Origin of the sequence: Paenibacillus sp. Root52 (assembly GCF_001426865.1) — a bacterium.
Lineage (GTDB): Bacteria > Bacillota > Bacilli > Paenibacillales > Paenibacillaceae > Paenibacillus.
The window spans coordinates 310,493-331,252 of sequence record NZ_LMFO01000012.1 but is presented as its reverse complement, the minus strand read 5'-3'; the positions used below and the strand labels follow the sequence as shown (position 1 = coordinate 331,252).

Annotated in this window: 20 protein-coding genes; 5 read left to right on the top strand and 15 right to left on the bottom strand. The window is 45.5% G+C overall.

The window, feature by feature from the left end; all coding sequences use genetic code 11:
• Nucleotides 1-80 precede the first annotated feature (80 nt).
• The 3 genes from ccpA to ASD24_RS13015 form a co-directional block, all read right to left on the bottom strand.
• Nucleotides 81-1,088 (bottom strand): catabolite control protein A, encoded by a 1,008-nt coding sequence (ccpA, locus tag ASD24_RS13025; protein WP_056696308.1) that lies wholly within the window; start codon nucleotides 1,086-1,088, stop codon nucleotides 81-83.
• 92 nt (nucleotides 1,089-1,180) lie between these two features.
• Nucleotides 1,181-1,528 carry a bacillithiol system redox-active protein YtxJ gene (gene ytxJ / locus ASD24_RS13020; protein ID WP_056696307.1) on the bottom strand — a complete coding sequence of 116 codons (348 nt, stop codon included), beginning with the start codon at nucleotides 1,526-1,528 and terminating at the stop codon, nucleotides 1,181-1,183.
• Between the two features lie 122 nt (nucleotides 1,529-1,650).
• Nucleotides 1,651-2,064, bottom strand: coding sequence for a hypothetical protein (locus ASD24_RS13015; RefSeq protein ID WP_235540548.1), 414 nt, complete (start codon nucleotides 2,062-2,064; stop codon nucleotides 1,651-1,653).
• Between the two features lie 271 nt (nucleotides 2,065-2,335).
• Here ASD24_RS13015 and ASD24_RS13010 point away from each other — a divergent pair, with 271 nt between their 5' ends.
• Entirely contained in the window at nucleotides 2,336-2,869 is a 534-nt protein-coding gene (locus tag ASD24_RS13010; protein ID WP_056696928.1) for a type 1 glutamine amidotransferase domain-containing protein, read from the top strand.
• Nucleotides 2,870-3,028: 159 nt separating this feature from the next.
• Here ASD24_RS13010 and ptsP read toward each other — a convergent pair whose 3' ends face one another.
• The 4 genes from ptsP to aroA all read right to left on the bottom strand — a co-directional run bounded on the left by ptsP (nucleotide 3,029) and on the right by aroA (nucleotide 8,887).
• A complete protein-coding gene (gene ptsP / locus ASD24_RS13005; protein ID WP_056696304.1) occupies nucleotides 3,029-4,789 on the bottom strand; it encodes a phosphoenolpyruvate--protein phosphotransferase in 1,761 nt (586 codons plus the stop codon).
• Nucleotides 4,786-6,666: a glucose PTS transporter subunit IIA gene (locus tag ASD24_RS13000; RefSeq protein ID WP_056696302.1), complete on the bottom strand. Its 1,881-nt coding sequence runs from the start codon at nucleotides 6,664-6,666 to the stop codon at nucleotides 4,786-4,788. The genes ptsP and ASD24_RS13000 overlap by 4 nt, the downstream gene beginning before the upstream one ends.
• 363 nt (nucleotides 6,667-7,029) lie before the next feature.
• Nucleotides 7,030-7,464 carry a CoA-binding protein gene (locus tag ASD24_RS12995; protein ID WP_056696926.1) on the bottom strand — a complete coding sequence of 145 codons (435 nt, stop codon included), beginning with the start codon at nucleotides 7,462-7,464 and terminating at the stop codon, nucleotides 7,030-7,032.
• 127 nt (nucleotides 7,465-7,591) lie between these two features.
• On the bottom strand, nucleotides 7,592-8,887 hold the full coding sequence (gene aroA, locus ASD24_RS12990) for a 3-phosphoshikimate 1-carboxyvinyltransferase (RefSeq protein ID WP_056696300.1): 1,296 nt from the start codon (nucleotides 8,885-8,887) through the stop codon (nucleotides 7,592-7,594).
• A gap of 137 nt (nucleotides 8,888-9,024) precedes the next feature.
• Between aroA and ASD24_RS12985 the strand changes: the two genes are divergently transcribed.
• Nucleotides 9,025-9,330 carry a rhodanese-like domain-containing protein gene (locus tag ASD24_RS12985; protein ID WP_056696298.1) on the top strand — a complete coding sequence of 102 codons (306 nt, stop codon included), beginning with the start codon at nucleotides 9,025-9,027 and terminating at the stop codon, nucleotides 9,328-9,330.
• Nucleotides 9,331-9,410: 80 nt separating this feature from the next.
• Here the strand turns inward: ASD24_RS12985 and ASD24_RS12980 are convergent, their stop codons facing one another.
• Both ASD24_RS12980 and gndA read right to left on the bottom strand, forming a co-directional pair.
• Complete coding sequence (locus ASD24_RS12980) at nucleotides 9,411-9,920, bottom strand: shikimate kinase (protein ID WP_235540546.1); 510 nt, start codon at nucleotides 9,918-9,920, stop codon at nucleotides 9,411-9,413.
• A 258-nt stretch (nucleotides 9,921-10,178) separates the two neighbouring features.
• Complete coding sequence (gndA, locus tag ASD24_RS12975; RefSeq protein WP_056696296.1) at nucleotides 10,179-11,588, bottom strand: NADP-dependent phosphogluconate dehydrogenase; 1,410 nt, start codon at nucleotides 11,586-11,588, stop codon at nucleotides 10,179-10,181.
• Nucleotides 11,589-11,769: 181 nt separating this feature from the next.
• Here gndA and ASD24_RS12970 point away from each other — a divergent pair, with 181 nt between their 5' ends.
• Nucleotides 11,770-12,000, top strand: a complete 231-nt coding sequence (locus tag ASD24_RS12970) for a suppressor of fused domain protein (protein WP_056696294.1) — start codon at nucleotides 11,770-11,772, stop codon at nucleotides 11,998-12,000.
• A gap of 102 nt (nucleotides 12,001-12,102) precedes the next feature.
• Here ASD24_RS12970 and ASD24_RS12965 read toward each other — a convergent pair whose 3' ends face one another.
• On the bottom strand, nucleotides 12,103-12,702 hold the full coding sequence (locus ASD24_RS12965; protein ID WP_056696292.1) for a hypothetical protein: 600 nt from the start codon (nucleotides 12,700-12,702) through the stop codon (nucleotides 12,103-12,105).
• A gap of 231 nt (nucleotides 12,703-12,933) precedes the next feature.
• On the opposite strand from ASD24_RS12965, the gene ASD24_RS12960 reads away from it, so the two are divergent.
• On the top strand, nucleotides 12,934-13,557 hold the full coding sequence (locus tag ASD24_RS12960) for a YktB family protein (RefSeq protein ID WP_056696290.1): 624 nt from the start codon (nucleotides 12,934-12,936) through the stop codon (nucleotides 13,555-13,557).
• Between the two features lie 155 nt (nucleotides 13,558-13,712).
• Here the strand turns inward: ASD24_RS12960 and ASD24_RS12955 are convergent, their stop codons facing one another.
• Nucleotides 13,713-15,005, bottom strand: a complete 1,293-nt coding sequence (locus tag ASD24_RS12955) for an MFS transporter (RefSeq protein ID WP_056696288.1) — start codon at nucleotides 15,003-15,005, stop codon at nucleotides 13,713-13,715.
• Nucleotides 15,006-15,183: 178 nt separating this feature from the next.
• On the opposite strand from ASD24_RS12955, the gene ASD24_RS12950 reads away from it, so the two are divergent.
• Nucleotides 15,184-16,659, top strand: a complete 1,476-nt coding sequence (locus tag ASD24_RS12950; protein WP_056696922.1) for an aminotransferase class I/II-fold pyridoxal phosphate-dependent enzyme — start codon at nucleotides 15,184-15,186, stop codon at nucleotides 16,657-16,659.
• 140 nt (nucleotides 16,660-16,799) lie between these two features.
• On the opposite strand, the gene ASD24_RS12945 is transcribed toward ASD24_RS12950, so the two are convergent.
• The 4 genes from ASD24_RS12945 to ASD24_RS12930 all read right to left on the bottom strand — a co-directional run bounded on the left by ASD24_RS12945 (nucleotide 16,800) and on the right by ASD24_RS12930 (nucleotide 20,524).
• A complete protein-coding gene (locus ASD24_RS12945; RefSeq protein ID WP_056696285.1) occupies nucleotides 16,800-17,117 on the bottom strand; it encodes a DUF1292 domain-containing protein in 318 nt (105 codons plus the stop codon).
• A gap of 97 nt (nucleotides 17,118-17,214) precedes the next feature.
• A complete protein-coding gene (locus tag ASD24_RS12940; protein WP_056696275.1) occupies nucleotides 17,215-17,769 on the bottom strand; it encodes a hypothetical protein in 555 nt (184 codons plus the stop codon).
• A gap of 229 nt (nucleotides 17,770-17,998) precedes the next feature.
• Entirely contained in the window at nucleotides 17,999-18,199 is a 201-nt protein-coding gene (locus tag ASD24_RS12935; RefSeq protein ID WP_056696274.1) for a hypothetical protein, read from the bottom strand.
• A gap of 102 nt (nucleotides 18,200-18,301) precedes the next feature.
• A complete protein-coding gene (locus ASD24_RS12930) occupies nucleotides 18,302-20,524 on the bottom strand; it encodes a M1 family metallopeptidase (protein WP_056696272.1) in 2,223 nt (740 codons plus the stop codon).
• Nucleotides 20,525-20,760 lie beyond the last annotated feature (236 nt).

Sequence of the window (20,760 nt, the reverse complement as noted above, 5' to 3'; positions counted from 1 at the left end):
GTCTCCGGAGCTTCTGCTAATTCGATATGTAGAGAGAATGTCTTCTCCCTGCCCTATACCATTTCCAATGCTATATTTACTTATCCAGCATGGCTTACAGACAAACGTAGAATCGTTTCATGCGGTAGAATAACCCGTGGGTTCTCCACATTTTCTTTTTTCATCAGCTTCGTCAACAAACGCATCGCAACAGCACCAAGGTCATACATTGGCTGAGCGACCGTTGTCAATTGCGGACGCACCATAGAAGCCATACGAATGTTATCCACACTAATGATGGAGAAGTCATCCGGTACTTTCAGCCCCTCATCCTGAATGCTGTGAATCGCACCAATAGCCATCTCATCTGTTGCAGCGAAGATTGCTGTTGGTTTCTTCTTCAGTCCGAGGAAATATTTCATTGCTTCCACGCCGGACTCATAACGATAGTTACCGATGCGCACCAGATCCTCCTGATAGTCCATACCTGCTGCTTCAAGAGCTTTCTTGTACCCTTGGAAACGCGCGTAGCCGTTAGCAGGATCTTGTAACGTGCCACTAATCATCGCAATTTCCTTATGACCATGACGAATCAATGTATTCACCGCATCAAATGCTGCAGATTCATGATCGATATCTACAGAAGGATATGTTCCCTTCTCGTCACTTGTCGCACAGAGCACGATAGGTACTGCTGCGGATTGAAAGGCTTGGATATGTTCATCCGTTACTGTTCCGCCCATGAAAAGCAAACCGTCGACTTGCTTTTCTAGCAACGTGTTAATAACACGAATTTCTTTTTCTTTCTTCTTGTCCGCATTACATAGAATGATATTGTAGTGATACATATTAGCAATATCCTCAATTCCGCGAGCAATCTCAGCGAAAGTCGAGTTCGAAATATCAGGAATTACCACACCGACTGTTGTCGTCTTTTTGCTAGCCAAACCTCTGGCTACAGCATTTGGACGATATCCCAACCGATCAATGGCTTCATATACTTTTTTACGTGTTTGTGGCTTCACATTAGGGTTATTGTTAACTACCCGTGATACCGTTGCCATGGACACCCCAGCTTCGCGTGCCACATCATAAATGGTTACCGTCACAGTACTTCTCTCCATTACCAGTAAATTTTCAACCCATTTTCATTAAGAATTATATTACGACAAATTTTTGCATTAATCAATTAAAATAGGCTCTAGGACTCACTTAAAACCTGCGTGAGCGTGGTCGAAGTAATATCAGAATGGGAAGTATGCCATATAGGCGTTCCCTTTTTAACTAGAATTGCCTGTGGAGATTCATGCTTAACACCCAGTTTTTCTGCTGCTTCGTTTGATACAGGGCGGTCTTCCACAACATAAATAATGCCGTATTTCACTTGTTCATTAGGATTGTTTTGCAAATAGTTGTTCATCTCCTGATAAGCATTCGCGCTAATTGGGCAACGTGTACTATGCTTAAACAGAAGCAAAGGTTGTTCCTCGGTAGCCTCCACTGCGGAGTTTAGCTGTTCAATACTTGTCATTTTAGTCATGTCAGCCATTGAATATACATCCCCCTTTTTCAGGAATACCGCTATGTTGAGCGTTTTCACTCTTCGATATCTTAACAAAAAGCGCGCGAAAAAGCCAATTTTCATGAAAACAAGCATTTCACACGTCAAAACTAGACAGCATTCGAGAAATGCGCCTGCCAAACAAACCCCGATAACTGACCCAGTCTACGCTGCGTTGTCTCAATCCATTCTGCATCACCCGACTTTTGAGCATAACCCAAAATATCAAGCAATAAATTAATCCTTTCCTTCACAGCATGCTGCATCTGGTCTTGCATCTCTTGATCCGTTGCATTGGGTCTAGCAAGCAGTTGCTCGTGGAACAGGTCTGCAAGCTCATTTTGTTCACCAAATAAGACATCCTGCTTATTGGGCTCTTCACCCAATTTACTAATACATTCTTTCAGGTCAGGCTTGACCGGTTGAAGCACTTCGTATGAAATACAATCTGTACATGCAAATACAGGTACGTTACGAATCTCTACTTTTTTGGCGTACACAACCGTTCTTAGTTCTAATTCCATTACATGTCCGCATCTGCACGATTTGCGCACATTCATCACCTCATTCGTTCTATACTCGTATACTGTTACCATTCGACCTTTTTCCGCTTAAATCCTGCTGCAAACCAAAGGTTGCACAAATTACCACTGACGCCAGGTTAAGGGTTGCTTGCGTATGCTAACAACGATTGAAATCGGTTACTCATCTTGGAGGGTTATGTGTCCCGTGAAGCGAAGCTAGGAATCTGTTACAATGAAGTCGATTCATGCTACCGCAAAAGGAGAGATGGATATGAGATTAACAGGTAAAAAAGTTATCGCTCTAGTTGATGAAGAATTCGAGGATCTGGAGCTATGGTATCCCGTACATCGTGTACGTGAAGAAGGTGCCGAGGTGCATCTAGCTGGAGAGAAAAAAGGTAAAACCTACATTGGAAAATACGGTGTTCCCGCCGAAGCGGAATACAGCTTCGACGAGTTGGACAGTTCTGCATATGATGGTATTCTTGTGCCTGGCGGTTGGGCGCCGGACAAGCTCCGCCGCTATCCTAAAGTGCTTGAACTTGTGAAGGAGATGCATGCAGATCGCAAGCCGATCGGACAAATCTGTCACGCAGGCTGGGTGCTGATTTCCGCCAAAATTCTGGAAGGTGTTACCGTGACCTCCACTCCAGGCATTCGAGACGATATGGAGAATGCAGGTGCAATCTGGAAAGACGAACCGGTTGTTGTGGATGGACATATCATATCGGCGCGTCGTCCTCCAGACCTTCCCCCTTATGGAAAGGCGTTCTGTGATGCGCTCGCTACAGCCAAAACGGAATAAACACTGAATCACCAAAAACCCCCTCGCTCTGTCGCGTGGGGGGTTCATGGTTTAGGTGGAACTCTTCTCATCAATCCACTTAACAGAATACGTGAGGATTGATTGATGTTTAACCTATTAGTTAAGACCATTTAAGATATTTTTACTACATTCAGATCATTAAGAGGCATTCGAGCCACTCTGTTCATCCGGACTGCCTGCTCCGTCATTAAACGTCTGTAGACGTTGTTCGATATCCAGGCTTGTTCGCAACGTGAAGCACTCGTGTGCTATTTCTTTGGCCGCTGCTGCAGTTGTGTTCAACACTCTATGCTTCACACGCAAAAGTGATTGAGGAGACATACTTAGATTGCGTATGCCTAGCTCAAGCCATAGTGGAATCGAACGCTCGTCCCCTGCCATCTCTCCACATACACTAATCTCAATCCCAGCAGTGTGGGCTGCTTCTACCGTTGCTCTCAGCATACGCAACACAGCTGGATGATATGGATGATACATATGAGCGATCTGTTCGTTCATCCGATCGACAGCCAAGACGTATTGAACAAGATCATTCGTACCGATGCTGAAGAAATCCGCTTCCTCTGCCAATAAGTCTGCAATCATCACCGCTGCAGGCACTTCAATCATAATACCCACTTGGATATGTGGATCATATGGCAATTTACGCTCATCCAGATCGGCCATAGCTTCACGCAAGATTTCATTCGCCTGTTGTAGTTCTTCAACTGACGAAATCATAGGGTACATTATTTTCACATTCCCTGCAGCACTTGCGCGCAGAATTGCCGTAAGCTGTGTTTTGAATAGATCCTTACGATCCAAGCTGATGCGGATGGCCCGGTATCCAAGAAACGGATTATCCTCTTCAGGTAGCTCGAAATAATCAAGCTGCTTATCTCCGCCAATATCCAGTGTACGAATGACGACAGACTGACCAGCAGTTTTTTCAGCGACCAATCTGTATACCTCATACTGTTCCTGCTCACCAGGGAACGTAGCACGATCCATATAAAGGAACTCCGTACGGAACAACCCTACCCCCTTCGCCCCATGCTTCAGAGCGAGATCCAATTCCTTCACAGAACTGATATTGGATGCTAGATGAAGTACTGAGCCGTCTTTGGTCACGGCATCAACTGTAGCAAGCACCTGCAATTGTTCCTTTTTCTGAAGCTGTTTGCTACGAATCATCGTGTAACGCTCAATCGTTTTGCGATCCGGCTCAGTAAATACAAGTCCGTTGTCCCCATCTACTACAAGCATATCACCTGTCTCAACTGGCATGCCAAGACTCGCCTCCAGACCGGAAACGAGAGGTATACCCAGGGCACGAGCCATAATAGCGGAATGAGATGTTTTGCCACCAATTAGAGTAACGATGCCAAGCACATGCGTAGGATTGAGATGCGCCAGTTGTGAAGGCGACAGCTCCTTTGCTACAAGGATATATGGCTGAGTATCTGAAGGAAGGGTAATCTCTGGTGCACCCAATAGATGCTTTAATAATCGATTGCCGACATCCTTGATGTCGATCGCCCGCTCCTTCATGTACTCATCATCCAACAAGTCAAACATCGTTACAAAGTGGTCAATCGCTTCTTTTACCGCCACTTCGGCAGCCTTATATTGCCGTTCAATAATGCCTCGAATTTCGTTCATAAACACAGGGTCTTCCAAAATCGCTAGATGAGCATCAAAGATGCTTGACTCTTCTGGACCCACAACTTCCTTGAATTCATTCTTGATGTACTCTATCTCATCCCGTGAAGTCCGGATGCCCTCATACAGCCGTTCGAATTCCTGGGCGAGATCCACCGAATCCATCTTCTGATCCGGCAGATCCCATTCCCAACTGGGCAGGACAAATGCTTTGCCGATGGCTATGCCTGCAGCGCCGTTGATGCCTTGTATCTTCATTCTACCCCTCCAACGTTCCTGTCATAGAGCACCACGGACATAACGGATGCCTGACCTTTCTTGACTTGCTTGAATGGAGCAAAACTCCATGATTTGACACGATCCGGATTGGTAATTACCATCGGCGTTGTCAATGATGCTGCTTGTTCCCGAAGAACCGCAAGATCGAATTTAATCAGCAATTGTCCTGGCTCAACCGTATCGCCTTCCTGAACAAAAGCTTCAAAATGACCTTTCAATTGTGAAGTATCAATCCCGATATGGAGCAGAACCTCTAGCCCTTCTCGGGTGGAAATGCCTAACGCATGCATCGTTGGATATAGGTGCATAATTGTACCGAAGACAGGAGAAACCAGCTCTCCCCGCTCTGGGACAAAGGCTACCCCATCCCCGACAAGCTTGGCTGCGAATATCTGATCCGGCACCTCTTCGATCGGCAGCATTTTCCCTTGTACGGGCGCACAGAACAGCACTTGTGGCAGATCTCGTTCCAGTAGCTTCGCAATCTCCTCACGGATCAATTCGGAATAGGTACCGAATACCACCTGCACATTGCCTCCACCGAGCTTAATTAACCCAGCCGAGCCCATGCTCTTCATCGCCCCTGTATCAATCAGGCGATCATCGTGCACCGTCAGACGCAGACGTGTGATACACGCCTCCACCTGCACAATGTTACTCTTGCCACCCAATGCTTCCAAAATCAAAGGTGCCTGATAAGGAATATTGCCTACCCAATCCTCTAACATCGAACCTTCTTCACGTCCTGGTGTAGGAATCTTAAATGTACGAATCGCCCAGCGGAATAAGAAGTAATAAACTAGCCCATATAGTATGCCAATCGGGATAAGCTTCCAAGCATTCTCTGATAGATGGAAATTGAGTATGTAATCAATTATACCTGCCGAGTACGAGAACCCGTGGCGTATATCAAGCCAATAACTAATCCACATCGCAACACCAGACATAACCGCATGCACAATAAACAGATAAGGAGCTGCAAATAAAAAGGCAAACTCAATTTGCTCAGATACTCCTGTCAGGAAGCAGACTAATGCTGAAGTAAGAAATGTTTTCTTAATCTTCGGCTTCAAGTCTTCCCGAGCTTCCTGAATAATGGCAAAAGCAATGGCTGGAATAGCGAACATCATGATTGGGAACAACCCGGCCATGAAGAAACCTGCCGATGGATCACCTGCAAAGAAACGGGGCAAATCCCCCTGTACAATGTTTCCGTCAGGCGTTTCGAACGTTCCCAATTGAAACCAGAATACATTGTTCAGCAGATGATGTAAGCCAAAAGCAACCAATACCCTGTAGAGCACGCCATAGATGAACAATCCAAAGCCACCGAGACTGTATTCCCATGTGGCAACCGCATTCAATCCATGCTGTAGTATTGGAGCGATCCATAACATAAAGCAGGAGAACAACGCCGAGCAGAGCCCAACGATGAGCAAAACGAACCTTGAACCGCCAAAAAATTGCAAAATCTCTGGCAGCTTAATGCTTTTAAACCGATTATGCATTACCCCAGCCAGTGCGCCGAGTATAATTCCGATTAAGGAAGCAGGCTGAACGGTGCCATCACCGAAATTACGAGTCACCTGATCATATATGACGATACCAGCCAGTGCAGCGAGTCCCGCTTGTCCGGCCTGGTTGGAGAGTCCCAGCGCTACACCGACCGCAAATAAATAGGGCAAAAAATAAAAAATACCGTGTCCAGCCACGGTAGACACTTCACCAACAACTTTTATGCCCCAGGCGTCCCAGGGTAAACTGCCAACACTAAGCAATATTGCGGCGGCGGGCAGGACCATTGTAGGCAGCATTACCGCTCTTCCGAGCTGCTGCAAGGATCCGAGCCAATTCATGGCGACCTCTCCTTTCTATCCTTGATGGTAAGCTTTAAGAAACGTTTTGTCAAAGCAAAACAGCAACCTGTTGGAAAGTTAATTAGACTCCGCAATCACATACCAAAAAGACCACATGTTGATGTGGCCATAACAATAACAAAACGTTATATAGTCTCTAGAAAGACAAGATGCTCATCTAAGCCACTGGTGTTATATTCCGATCAACCTAATGCAGTTATGCTATAAAAAAAGAAATATCCCGTTAACTTATTCTCCGTTAACGGGATTCTCTACGTGCATAGCCTGATCCTATAGAATGGACTTTCCTAACACCTGGCATAACACAATACCAAGACCGCCACAAAACGACGGAAATAGCACTTAGTCGCGTCCAGCACCGCGCAGAACGATGGAATCTTCGACCTTGATACAACGATTCGTAACAGCCGTCAGACCGTTCTCAGCCGCAATCTGCACTGCTTCATCATTATGGATGCCCAGTTGCAGCCACAATACGTTAGCTTTGATCGCCGCAGCCTCTCGTGCTACATCAGCACAATACTCTTCGCGACGAAACACATTAACGATATCTACTGGCTCTGGAATATCTGCGAGCGTGGCGTACACCGTTTCTCCAAGAATCTCACCTTGCACCTGCGGATTCACAGGAATGATGCGATATCCTCTGCTCTGCATAGCTTCAGCAACCATGTAGGATGTGCGATCCGATTTGTCTGATAAACCAACCACTGCGATGTTGCCTGCATTACGCAAAATTTGTCCAATTTCTTCACGAGTAGGGTTGTTAAATTCCATGTTCAAGCACCATCCTTTTCTGCTTAAAGATATCAGCTGATTTCCAACTTCGATGCTGATCATACCGCCAGGCATGTTTCGTACTCACAAGCGGACTTTTGGAACTACCTCTTAACGTGAGTGTTATTTACTCTTTTACCCATTGTACAGAGGCACCAAGCGCCTGCAAGTGATCAAAGTATTGTGGATAAGACTTGGCTACATGGTGTGCATCCCGAATGCGGAGCGGTTGCTTGGCACGAAGTCCAACAACGGTTAGAGCCATGATGACCCGATGATCATAATGAGCATTAATCTCAACGCCACCTTCGACGCCTTCTGGACGTCCATGCACGATGATCTCAGCCTGACGCTCTTCAACGTTAGCCCCCGCCTTACGGAGCTCATTCAAGTAATCCGTAATTCGGTCACATTCCTTATAGCGTAGGTTCTCTACATTATAAAACCGTGAGGTTCCTTCCGCAAATACAGCCGCTGCTACCATGGCCAGAACAGCATCTGTTGCAGCATCTCCGTCGAATTCAATTGCCTTTAATTTTCCGTTACCTTGCACGTGTACAACATTGTTCTCATGCGTCAGAGGCACTTCCATCATTCGCAGCACATCCACGATAGCACGTTCCCCTTGTTTGCTCTGTTCCATCAAACGCAAGATTTTCACATCCGATTGTGTCACCGCTGCCGCTGCGAGAACTGCTGCTGAACCTGGGTAGTCTCCTTGAACGGTATACGTCTGTGGTTGGTATGACTGGCCGCCAGGTACACGGAAGGACATATAATCATCGCTTGCATGGATAACGATTCCTGCTTGCTCCAATACCTCCAGCGTTTGTCCGATCACGACCTTGGATTTCAGGTCATTCAGCACTTCAATCGTGCTGTCTTCTGCTAGCATAGGTGTCACAAATAGTAATGCACTGAGATATTGGGAGCTCACAGAACCGGACACGCGGATATGTCCACCTTTGGGCTTGCCACCTTTGATTGTAATAGGTAGACGTCCTTGTTCATGCTGAACCTCCACACCAAGTTGTCCCAAGGCATCGATCAGATCATCATGTGGCCGCTTGCCGAGGGAATCTGGATACGTATTAACAAAAGTAACCTCAGGACATAATGCCGTTACACCCATCAGAAAACGTAAAACAGCACCTGCATTACCTACATTTAGTTCACGTACATCGCTTGGGCGACTACCGAAACCTTGGATTACGATTTTGCTATCGTCTTCTTCCAGAACTGCACCTAGATCACGAATACATCTACGCATCGCGTCACTATCTTCACTATGCGCAGGGAAATGGATAGTGCTTGTACCTTCTGCCAATGCAGCAGCTAGCAAATAACGTGTTGTGTAGTTTTTGGAGGACAAGGCTCCAATTTCCCCTTTCAGGGAGGGAGTAGGTGTTACGATAACGTCCATGAATGAATTCTCCTTCATTATTCAAATTAATTAAACACTAGAATCATACCCAAGGGTATCTTGCCTAAATTGACATTCCCTGCATCGCTTGGGTATCATTATAAGCGTAAAGTCGATACAGAAAAGAGGATCTGAAAATGACGCAAATTGCTGAAATTGAAACGTCTGAGCTACGCCGCCGTTTACAAGCTGGCGAGAAGTTGCAGATGATAGACGTCCGCGAGGACGAAGAAGTCGCACAAGGCATGATTGAGGGAGCGAAGCACATCCCCCTTGGACAAATTCCAGACAGATTGTCTGAAATTGAGAAGTCTGGTGAGATTGTCCTCATCTGTCGCAGTGGTTATCGCAGCGAGCGTGCTGCTGAATATCTACAACAACTCGGCTACGAAGGCTGCACCAACATGGTTGGCGGCATGCTGCAATGGCAACAGGAAGACTAATTGAACGAGCCGATCGGCTCGTTTTTTTCTTTCACCTTCACTTCTCACACCTCTATCGAAAACACACAACGATTACAGGCTTAGACGCGGTAATGCGCTAAAATTAAACGAGTCACTTCTGCCGCGGATAACGACGTGGTATCCACCGTGTAATGTGCAAACCGATATGCGTCTTTGCGTTCCTCCATAATCGTCTGAATCCGTTCCTCCGCATTGCCTGCCAGTAATGGACGATTGTCACAACCACTCACACGCTCTACAATCACTGCGGGATCTGCAGTCAGCGCAACGACCCAGCCATTCTTGGACATCACATCACAGTTGTCAGCACGCAGTACAACACCGCCTCCAGTTGCAATGACCTGCGCCTTCTTCTCTAGTACAGAGCACAGCACCCGACTCTCTGCATCCCGGAAGTAAGTCTCACCTTTGCCTGTGAACAATTCAGGGATGGTGCAACCTTCCTCTTTTTCCACTGCGGCGTCCACATCAACCAGTCGATAGCCTAGTTCGCGTGCAAGCAGATCTGCAACTGTTGATTTGCCGGTTCCCATCATACCGATGAGTATAATATTGTTAGCCTTGCTCAAAAGGTACACTCCTTTATTTCAAGAGGTTATTCAAAAAGTTCGCTTTGGATGACGAAACATCATTTTGAATTCGCATTTCAAGCATTTCTTGAGCACTTTTGTCCTATCATAACACAGGCCTGCTAACTGGGGAAGGCTAGAGCGCCGACGGCAGAGGTGAGAGCCATCTATGACCTTCTGTATGAAATAAAAAAGACCCACAACTCGGCATTGCCGAAATTGTGGGTCTCTGGGTCAGAGGTCATTTCCGCTCTAAAACTACTCCATCCAGTTGTGGTGGAAGCTGCCTTCTTTGTCCAAACGTTTGAACGTGTGCGCACCGAAGTAGTCACGTTGTGCTTGCAACAGGTTTGCAGGCAAACGCTCTGTACGGTAGCTATCGTAGTAGGACAGTGCGCTGGAGAAGCCAGGAACTGGGATTCCTTGTTGTACAGCTGCTGCTACGACTTCACGCCATGCGCCTTGGTAAGATTCAACGATGTTTTGGAAGTATGGATCTAAGAGCAGGTTTTTGAGCGCTGCATCTTTATCATATGCTTCTTTGATGTTTTGCAAGAACTGTGAACGGATGATGCAACCACCACGGAAGATCATAGCGATGTTGCCGTATTTCAGATCCCAGCCGTACTCATCGGATGCAGCACGCATCTGAGCGAAGCCTTGAGCATAGGATACGATTTTACTTGCGAACAGTGCCTTACGCACGTTCTCAATGAATGCTTTTTTGTCGCCAGAGAACGCTTCTGTCGCAGGACCATTCAGAATTTTGCTTGCTGCTACGCGCTCGTCTTTCATCGCAGACAAGAAACGGGAGAATACGGATTCGGTAATCATGGACAGTGGTACGCCGAGATCAAGCGCACTTTGGCTTGTCCATTTACCTGTTCCTTTTTGTCCAGCTGCATCCAAGATCACGTCTACCATTGGTTTGCCGGTTTCTGGATCGTATTTGGAGAAGATGTCTGCTGTAATTTCGATCAGGTAGCTATCCAGCTCACCTTGATTCCATTCTGTGAAGATTTCATGCAACTCTTCTACGGAAACGTTAAGTACGGATTTGAGCAGGTGGTATGCTTCGCCAATCAATTGCATATCACCATATTCGATACCATTGTGAACCATTTTGACATAGTGTCCTGCGCCATCTGGTCCGATATATGTACAACAAGGATCATCGCCGACTTTAGCTGAAATTGCTGTCAGAATCGGCTCTACTAATTTGTAAGCACTCTCTTGTCCACCTGGCATAATGGAAGGACCTTTCAATGCGCCCTCTTCACCACCAGATACGCCTGTACCGATGAAACGAATACCTTTGTCTTCCAGCTCTTTGCTGCGACGTTGGGTATCAGGGAAGTATGCATTTCCTCCATCAATGATGATGTCGCCTTCATCCAAATGAGGTAGCAATTGTTCAATGGTTGCGTCTGTCGCTTTACCTGCTTGAACCATGATCAAAATTTTGCGCGGGGATTCCAGGGATGCTACGAATTCTTCAATCGAGAACGTACCTGTCAAATTTTTACCCTCGGCTTCTTTCAGAAGATCCTCTGTTTTCTCTCGGGAACGGTTATATACCGACACCGTGAAACCTCTGCTTTCAATGTTAAGGGCCAAATTCTTGCCCATGACAGCCAGTCCGATTACGCCGATCTGTTGTTTAGTCATCTGGTCTCCCATCCTTTACTCCAATTGATTTTTAATGATATTGTCTCTCAACAACACTCTCATTTTAACGGTTTTATGTATAGAAGTGAACCCCGCAGAGCATCTACACAACGAGAAAACGCGCCAATCCAACAAGGTGTCATTGTATTTTCATAATTACCTAGGTTAGGGCAGACACATCGTGTGCAAAACACCAGCTGGTTGGAATGCAACTGCTCTACTTATTGATGAATTACGTGGAGAAAACGAATCTTTGGAACAAATCCAGGTAGGCCAAGAGACGATTCCCCTACTGTGGGTCGTACCAATTACTCCATATGAAGCTGACCTGATCCTGAATCAAGGGATAGAAGACTTTGATGTCTTGGTTGAAAGCTCGCACTTCTCTATTATCGACCCTAGTCGCTCGTAACGTCACCATTGTCCCTTTCACGAGAATTTTTTCTATACAGCAATAAAAGCCCTGGCGTGTGCCGGGGCTTTGTTTACAGGTGTAGTCTAGAATGGGTATGTTTCATGCTTCCAGCATCAACAGATGTCCGGATAACCGCTGTAATACTTCGCGGCAAGCGTTTGCTTTTTCCATGTTATTGAGCTGTATAGCGTTATGCAAACGTTCCAGTTCATCATCCACTTCCATGCGCAACAGCATTAGTCGCTCCTCTCCTTCACGCGAGAGGAACATTTCTTCCATCTCTTCCGCCGTAGGCGCAGGTTCCTTTTGAAAAATAACACGTTGCTTGAACCCAGATACCTCCACCAAACGAATCACTTCACCAAATAAAATGTTCTCTACCGTCATCTGCTGATCCTTGAATCGTTTTACAACGGCATGCCCTCGTGTGTCACCAATAAGCTTCTCCAGCCATTCCGCTAGCTTCGCGTCTTTGATGATGTAATCACCCGTCATTTTGTAGTTGCCACTGCGTGTTTGTTGAAAACGGAGCTTTACCAGCTTACGCCCAGTGCGGACTGACAAGATAAAGAAGGATTCGTCCTCGCTCCAATATAGTGAATAGCCCTCACGAATAAGGTCTTTGATCAAATTTTGGATATGCCGACGGTTGAACCGCAGCTCCAGATTGCAATATTCAACTTCATAACTCTTATTCACGGCACTCCCCTCCATCTGTACCGGATCTACACCGGTTCGCTTCTTACATCGCTTTTTACATGGCTTCTTCTACATCGGCTTACCCTATTTTATACTTCATTTTATGTAAGGGTACTTGGTTATTTGACTATTTTTCACCGAATCAGCCCAGTGATCGGACCTTTCCGCAAGCGCACAGGGGCAAGCCCCCTGATTTTCATGATATAATAGACGCGAAATGGAGGAATACAGATGAATTTTTCTGGGTTTAACAGTCGTGATTTCGATGTATTTCAAGTTCCTGGGCTAGAGCCACGTATGGAGATGCTGATTGAACGAGTTCGTCCGAAGCTAGAAGCACTTGGTGCAGAGCTAGCACCTTACCTCACTGAATTGTGCGGGGAAGAGATGTTTGTGCATGTCGCCAAACACGCACGTCGTACCGTTAATCCTCCCATAGATACATGGGTTGCCTGGGGATCTTCCAAACGGGGATATAAAGCACTGCCTCACTTTGAGGTGGGCATGTTCGATACACATATGTTTGTCATTTTCGCTGTCATCTACGAAAGTCCGAACAAAATTACGTTTGCCGAAGCACTGGAGCGTGAGTTGGATGAGGTGCGCCGCAATCTGCCTGGAGAGTTCTATTGGTCGATGGATCATATGGATCCACAGGGTACATTTCATAAGGATATGAAGTCTGAGGATTATGACAAGATCATCACTAAGCTTAAGACGGTTAAAAAAGCTGAGGTTATGTGTGGTCTTCGTATTGAGCGAGATGATCCACTTGCTGCAGATCGGGAACAATTACTCAAAACGATTCGTTCCACGTTCAAAACGTTACTACCGTTATACAGAATGTCTTTCTAGTAATGGGATGGATGTCATTTTTTAAAAAATGCAGCTTGTTCTCTGACGGATTATAGATATCTACAACAGGATACAAATAACAAAGGGAATGTCACAACCGATCTGGTTGACGACACTCCCTTTTTTGAATTGAATCTTTTATTCATTAAAATGCGCTATTTGGCAGGTGCTGTACGATATGGATTGCGTGACAATATAAAATGCACTATCGCAAGTCCAGCCATCACAATCGCGCTACCGATAAATGGTGCTGGGTGGCTGATATGATCCCACAACAACCCGGAGACGATCGGTCCAACCACCATGCCTGACCCCTGTAATGTAAGGAAAAATCCCCAGATGGCGCCCCGTTCTCCTTTGGGAATAAGTGTGGCTACGAATGCGTTCCACGCCGGCAAAATCATAGCGTAACTAACTCCAACGAGCATTACAATTCCAAAGACCACCGGTATGGCGGTAATGGAAGCGAACGCGAACAAACTTGCGGATGCCATCAAAAAACCGATGTGCAAAAACACGGATGTTCCGAACCGATCCACCATTTTCCCTACGGGCAGCAATGCAATCACGGTAATGCCTCCACCCGCAATCAGTAACAAGCTGTAGAGATTGGGTGAGATATGCAGATCGGTACGCGTATAAAGTGTAATGACTGGACTGAGTAACCCAATAACGAACGATTGCATGAACAATGCAGGATATACGAGCGGGTTCACATTCAGTGTACTTCGCACACGCTGTAAGGTGGCTTGAATGCTTTTTTTGAGCTTAATAAATGGTGTAAGCAGGTTAGGCTTAGGTGGATAAGGTACAGGCGTGCTTGTTGCCTCTGCATGCGCATGCTCCCCTTCCACAACGACACGTCCTGGCAAAATTAAGGCAACCAGAATGACGAGAATGGCACAACCCATTAACACTAGAAACACCATACGGTAATCATGATGAGTACGTTCCAGCATCCAGTTCATACCGACAGGTCCAAGCCCCGTTCCTCCAAGAGCGGCCATTTCCAGTGCACCCATCGCTGTTCCATTTTTGTTCTGTGGGCCTGACATCGCCGTCACACCTGTCATGGCACAAGGCCAGAGTGGTGAAGTACCTATGCCCAGAACGAGACAAGCCATAGCCAGACCGAAGGCACTTTTGAAAAATATAATCATAATGACCGCAATCAACGTACAGATTAAAGCAGTCACCATCGTTGCACGAAACCCAATTCGTTCAGCTGCCCAACCCGAGGGCGCTCGGAATAGGTTGTCACCTAAATATTGAAGGGCAAATGCTACACCAATCACACCTGCTGACAATCCCAAAATGTTGTCCATATACACAGGTAAAACAGCGACCAGCAAGGCTCCTTTGATAATTTCGACTAAGAAAAGCGTCAGCCACATTGCGATAAAAAAAGGTGACCGCAAAATTTTGGCAGGTTTCGTGTTGGTTTGCATTCTTTTTTCTCCTTTCGACGCTTCATTGCCCTTCCCTTAACCTTAGTGTAACCGCGGGGAATGTGACCAAATCTCGGCAATTCAAAAATTTGTCGCTCATACCGCTTGCATTCGGTTCTTAATTTGCTATACTCATCTTTGCTTACCAATTTTATTAAGAAGGGTTGTGACAGCACTGATGAATCACCACCGTACGCCGCTGTTTACCGCTTTAAAAAATCATGCGGCACTCAATCCGGTACAGTTTCATATTCCGGGACATAAAAAAGGATTGGGAGCGGATACCGAATTCCGTGAATTTATTGGCGATAATGCCTTCTCCATAGATTTAATCAACATCGCACCACTGGATGACCTGCATCAGCCGACAGGTGTGATCCAGGAAGCTCAGATGCTGGCTGCCGATGCCTTCGGAGCAGATTATACCTATTTTAGTGTACAAGGTACAAGCAGTGCGATTATGACGATGATTCTATCGGTCTGCGGACCTGGCGACAAAATTATTGTGCCCCGTAATGTGCACAAATCGGTACTGTCTGCCATCATTTTCTCAGGTGCGAAACCTGTCTTCGTTTCTCCTGCACAAGATGTGAATCTTGGTATCGATCACGGAGTAACGATTCAATCCATACGTCGCGCTCTTGAGCGCCATCCGGATGCTAAGGCGTTACTCGTCATTAATCCAACCTACTACGGCGTATGTACAGATCTAAAATCAATCGTTGAGCTGGCGCACAGCTACCAGGTTCCTGTCCTTGTAGACGAGGCACATGGCGTGCTTATTCATTTCCATGAGGATCTTCCCCTGTCTGCAATGGCAGCAGGAGCCGATATGGCTGCAACAAGTGTCCACAAGCTCGGTGGCTCCATGACACAGAGTTCCGTACTCAATCTGAATACGAAGAATGGATTCGTGAATCCACAGCGTGTACAGACAATCCTGAGCCTGCTCACATCGACATCAACTTCATACATTTTGCTTGCTTCACTCGATACATCTAGACGCAATCTGGCTCTGCATGGTCATGAGATTGCACAGAAAGCAATTGACTTAGCTGAATTCGCAAGACGAACCATTAATGATATCGATGGATTGTATTGCTTCGGCAAGGAACTGCTGGGTACGGAAGCGACGTTTAATTACGATCCAACCAAAGTTACGATTCATGTTCGCCACCTGGGTATTACAGGTTACGAAACGGAGAACTGGTTACGTGAACATTACAACATTGAGGTCGAACTCAGTGATATGTACAATATTCTGTGCCTTGTGACGCCAGGTGATACGGACGACTCTGTAGGAATCTTACTCAATGCCTTGCAGGATCTGTCCAGAACCTATTATCAGGTTAATCCAGCTCACGAGCTTGTTGTTAAAGTTCCAGATATTCCGCAACTGATGCTCACGCCGCGTGATGCTTTCTACGGAGATACGGAAGTCATTCCTTTCAGAGAATCTGCAGGACGTATTATCTCGGAGTTTATCTATGTATACCCACCAGGCATTCCAATTCTACTTCCAGGTGAAGTCATTACTCAAGAGAATATTGACTACATTATCGACCATGTTGAGGTTGGATTGCCCGTTAAAGGCCCTGAAGACCGAAGCGTGACGAATGTAAAAGTAATCGTGGAAGCAGATGCGATCTTCTAGAAGATCTTACTGCAGTCATATATAAATGTTTAGACCAAGAGCCAGGCTTGCCCGCCTGGTTCTTTTTTTGTGCAAAAGAACAAACAAAACAACAAGACCCCTTGATATCAAGGAGTCTTGTTGTTATTCCGAAAGAATGACTATTCTTGGCTTGCAACGAGTTCGTTGTACGCCGCTTCAACACGGCCCCACTCGGCTTCGTCTTCAATATTGTAGAGCACCATTTCTTCGTCTTCTTCTTCCATACGCAGAATGATGCCGTCAGCTTCAGGATTATTACGTTCCAGCAGGAGCGCATAAACATGGTTCTCCACGTCAAACGTCTCCACCAAAACCATCTCCACGTCGTTTCCGTTCTCGTCTGTTAGTGTCAGAAGAACTTCTTCATGCTCGTGGTCGTGGTCATGGTCGTGACCGCATCCGCAGTCAGCGCCGTGTTCATGTGTGTGATCGCTCATTGAAATACCTCGCTTTGTAAATAGTAATAGTGTAACCTTGCATATCGTAACATGTTCATGAATCCAGGTCAATTTACCCAGCTAGGTTATTTTTGGTTCAATCGTTCAGAGCGGTAATGATTTTCTCAGCTACCAGAACGTAGTTACTGTTTGCATTTTCTTTAATATGAAATCCGACTTGGTATTTACCAGCACGGTTGAAGTCATACGTAAAATCATAGGTGCGGAACCAGAAGTTATCTTTCTGCGTTGTAAGCTCCTGTGACTGAATATCTTTCACTTGACCATTTGGATTCGTAATGGTTACTTTAACGGCAGCCACATCTGCTGTTAGACTGTCCACTTGAGAAAACACGTTGAATTTCAGTTTACCTACGTTGACGTTACCAAACACAGTGTCTCCTTTGAACAGAAAAATATGTACATTCGGCTTGATCACCGTGACTCTCTTGTTGTTACTATCCCATCTGGCGATACCGCCAGCTTCTCTAACAGGTACATATGTCGTTCCATCAATTAAATAACCGCCATCGGCCGCTTCCTTGCCATTAATTAGAACTCGAATTTTCTCATTCACTGAATCAGCAAATAATAAGGATCCGCCGAGCAAGGAAAAAACCGTGACACACAGCAAAACTCTCTTCCATTTCATCCCGTCATATTCCCTCCCCGCTGCTAGGTGTTGTACATTTATACTCCATATTCAGCCACAAAGTTGCGCTGTTTTTCATCATTTTTCATTTTTTATCCAGAATTTTTTCCACGCCTTGGAACGTTCAAAAAGAAGCACTCCCTAAAAGGAAATGCTTCTATAATATGTTTCTTATGAATGCACTATTATACGCAGCTGCTACATGTCGCTTGTTACTCCATCTATTGGGTCAAGATGACGTATGACGGGTCAAAATGCAAGGTACGCCTTTACCGATTGCTCCATCCACCCGCATTCTGGCTGCATAGCCCATGCCCCGGGTACAGGGCGTTTTACAGCGTTCACATACATCCGATGTAACCAGCTTCATGGATACACGCACTTTGTCACTCTTTAATGCAGCCGTCTTTTTGCCTTTTGCTTTTGCCATCCTGGATTCCCCATTTCCCCAAGTGCTTACTGATGTAGTGCATCATATGGGGGTTCGCCCAGTTTGGTGTCAATCTTAGGTCTTTTATCAAAAATTTCAGGGTTATTCCTCGGAGAAGTAGTGAGCAATTGGATTTTCTACTTTTTTGACAGCTACCTCTTTACCTTGCTCATCCATCACATAGTACTGATAGTAGTCGTTAGTAAATCTAATTGTGTTCTGCATTTGTAATACGTAAGCTTGGGCAGCCTCTTCACTCAGATGATCCTCATTCCAGAAATAATGTAGCATCAACCGATTCTGGTTATACGGATGTTTGGTGATATATGCTCCTGAGGCATGAGGCTGCTCCATCGTATTTTTCCAAGCAAAACCAATCTGCTTTGCTCGATCCATAATGCTAGGCTTCAACGCTTGCACGAATCCATTGTTCTCTGTGTTACCAAAGACAATCAAGTTGCTTGTTGATATCTCACTCTTCATCTTTTGCTTTAATTCCCCGCGGTCTTTCACCACATCATATTTCACACCACTTGTATTGAAAAAAGCCGTTAATTGACTCATTATCGCCTCTTGCTGCTTGTCAGCTTGTTTACTTACCTGATCACTGAGGACAATAGTTAATGGCTCATCCTGAAGAACCTTGGCCATCAGACGATTCATCACTTCAACAGGCAGATCGGGAACCAGATTTAATGATGCTTGATATTGCAATTGAAAAACGTCATGAAAATAGGCGGTTCTCTCTTCGAGCGATAACTGGAATTCAGGCTCCAGCACAAAATTAGGCTGTAATAAGGCGGTCTCCATCTCCTTGCGCTGTTCATTACCTAACACATCTTCAATGGTCCGAAGTAGTCCATCAACCGTCGCATTCTGGTAGACATATCGCTTGAAATAGGCTTGCATAAAAGCATCAAATTTCTCTTCGCCAACAGAGCGGTATAGCTGATAGATGGCTTGTCGTCCTTTCTGATAGTACAACAGTCCTGCCATGTCTCCTGCCTCTTCATTCGTTGAAGCGATCGCTAAGTCTACAGGTTCATTATCGAAACGTAAGGCGTTAAAGCCATTGAGCTTATCTCCCTGCTTCTCTTGAAAATATACCATGGAGAAGTCAGCAAATGCCTCATCTAAGAACGATTCGTTCTCTGAATCATTACCAATTAAGGCATGAAACCACTGATGCGCGATTTCGTGTATGAATGTGGTGTCTTTCTCTGGCAAAGAGTCCGTTGACAACTGTCCCATCTGAATTAGTCTTGAATACTCCACAGCTACATTCTCCACATACGATTCAACAATTCGGAATTCTGGATAAGGATACTGCCCATACTTCTTGCCAAAGAAATTCATGGCTTTGAATGCCTGATCGATATATTGTTCAGCAATTTCTTTCTTCCCAGGCTCGTTGTCCAAATAATAATATTCAACCGTCAAACCATTCCGGGTAACGCTGGCCACTGTGTAATTCGGGCTGGCAAATAAAACAAATTCCCGCGTATTGTTCGCCTGAGCGGATATGATTTTTCGACCTTGCTCTGCATCCTCCCTTGTTGTCATGACACCAGGCATCGCGACCTCATAATCCGCTGGCACGCTCAGTTGCACGTCAAAATCGGATGAGGTGTAATAATCACTCTCGAAAGTGCGGCTATATGGCGCTGTATTCCATACTTGTTTACCTTCATCGTAGACAGACATAACAGGGAACCAATGTGCTCCATTAATAATGTCATTGTAGTGCGATATGCGTTGCAATCCATACGGTATCTTCAAATGAAAATCAATCTGCAGGGATACGGATGCCCCTGGTTGAAGCGGAGCCTGCAACTTCACCGTTAATGATTGATTTTTATTTTGATAATTAAGAGCTTGACCTCCTACCATTGTCACATGCTTGATGTCGATCCCCCCGAGAAAATCCTGCGCTGTTTTATCCGGACTATTCTGGCTGATCTGCTCATTAGATTGTTCAAAAGTGTCTGCCTGCGTGGATGCTGAGCGGTTCGCATCCGCATATGTATGAAGAACCAATTGCTCCAATGTATCCTTACTTGTGTTGAGATACGTAATTCGCTCACTCCCCTCCAAGGTCATGTCCTTCTCGTTCAGTTTAGCTTGAATGTGGTATTGGATCGATGCCTGTTGCTTAACATTGTCTTGGATCGTTTGCGTTAACCCTGTAGTTGGGATCGTTGCAGATACCGATTGTGCGATAGCATAATCGGTGTTCACAAGTGGATAAGCTGCAAACATGAGTGCAAGTGCACCCGTAATCCCTGTTTTGACAAACTTCGACTTGAATGGACTGGAATGTTTCATATGTTCTCTCCTCTACGTTATGTTGAATGTTGATTTAAGTTTAGAAGAAGAACCTTATGTTGAATTTGTGTTTTCTTTAATTTTGGTTTAAAAAAAGGCAGTGTTTCGTTTAAAAGATAGAAATTGTACATTTAACGATACGGGGGAAATGCTGTTATGATTCTGGTGCAGGCACTTTGTCTTGATCTGTTGAACAAGCTGAGATGGGATAAGTGATGTATGTTGATCAAGTTAGG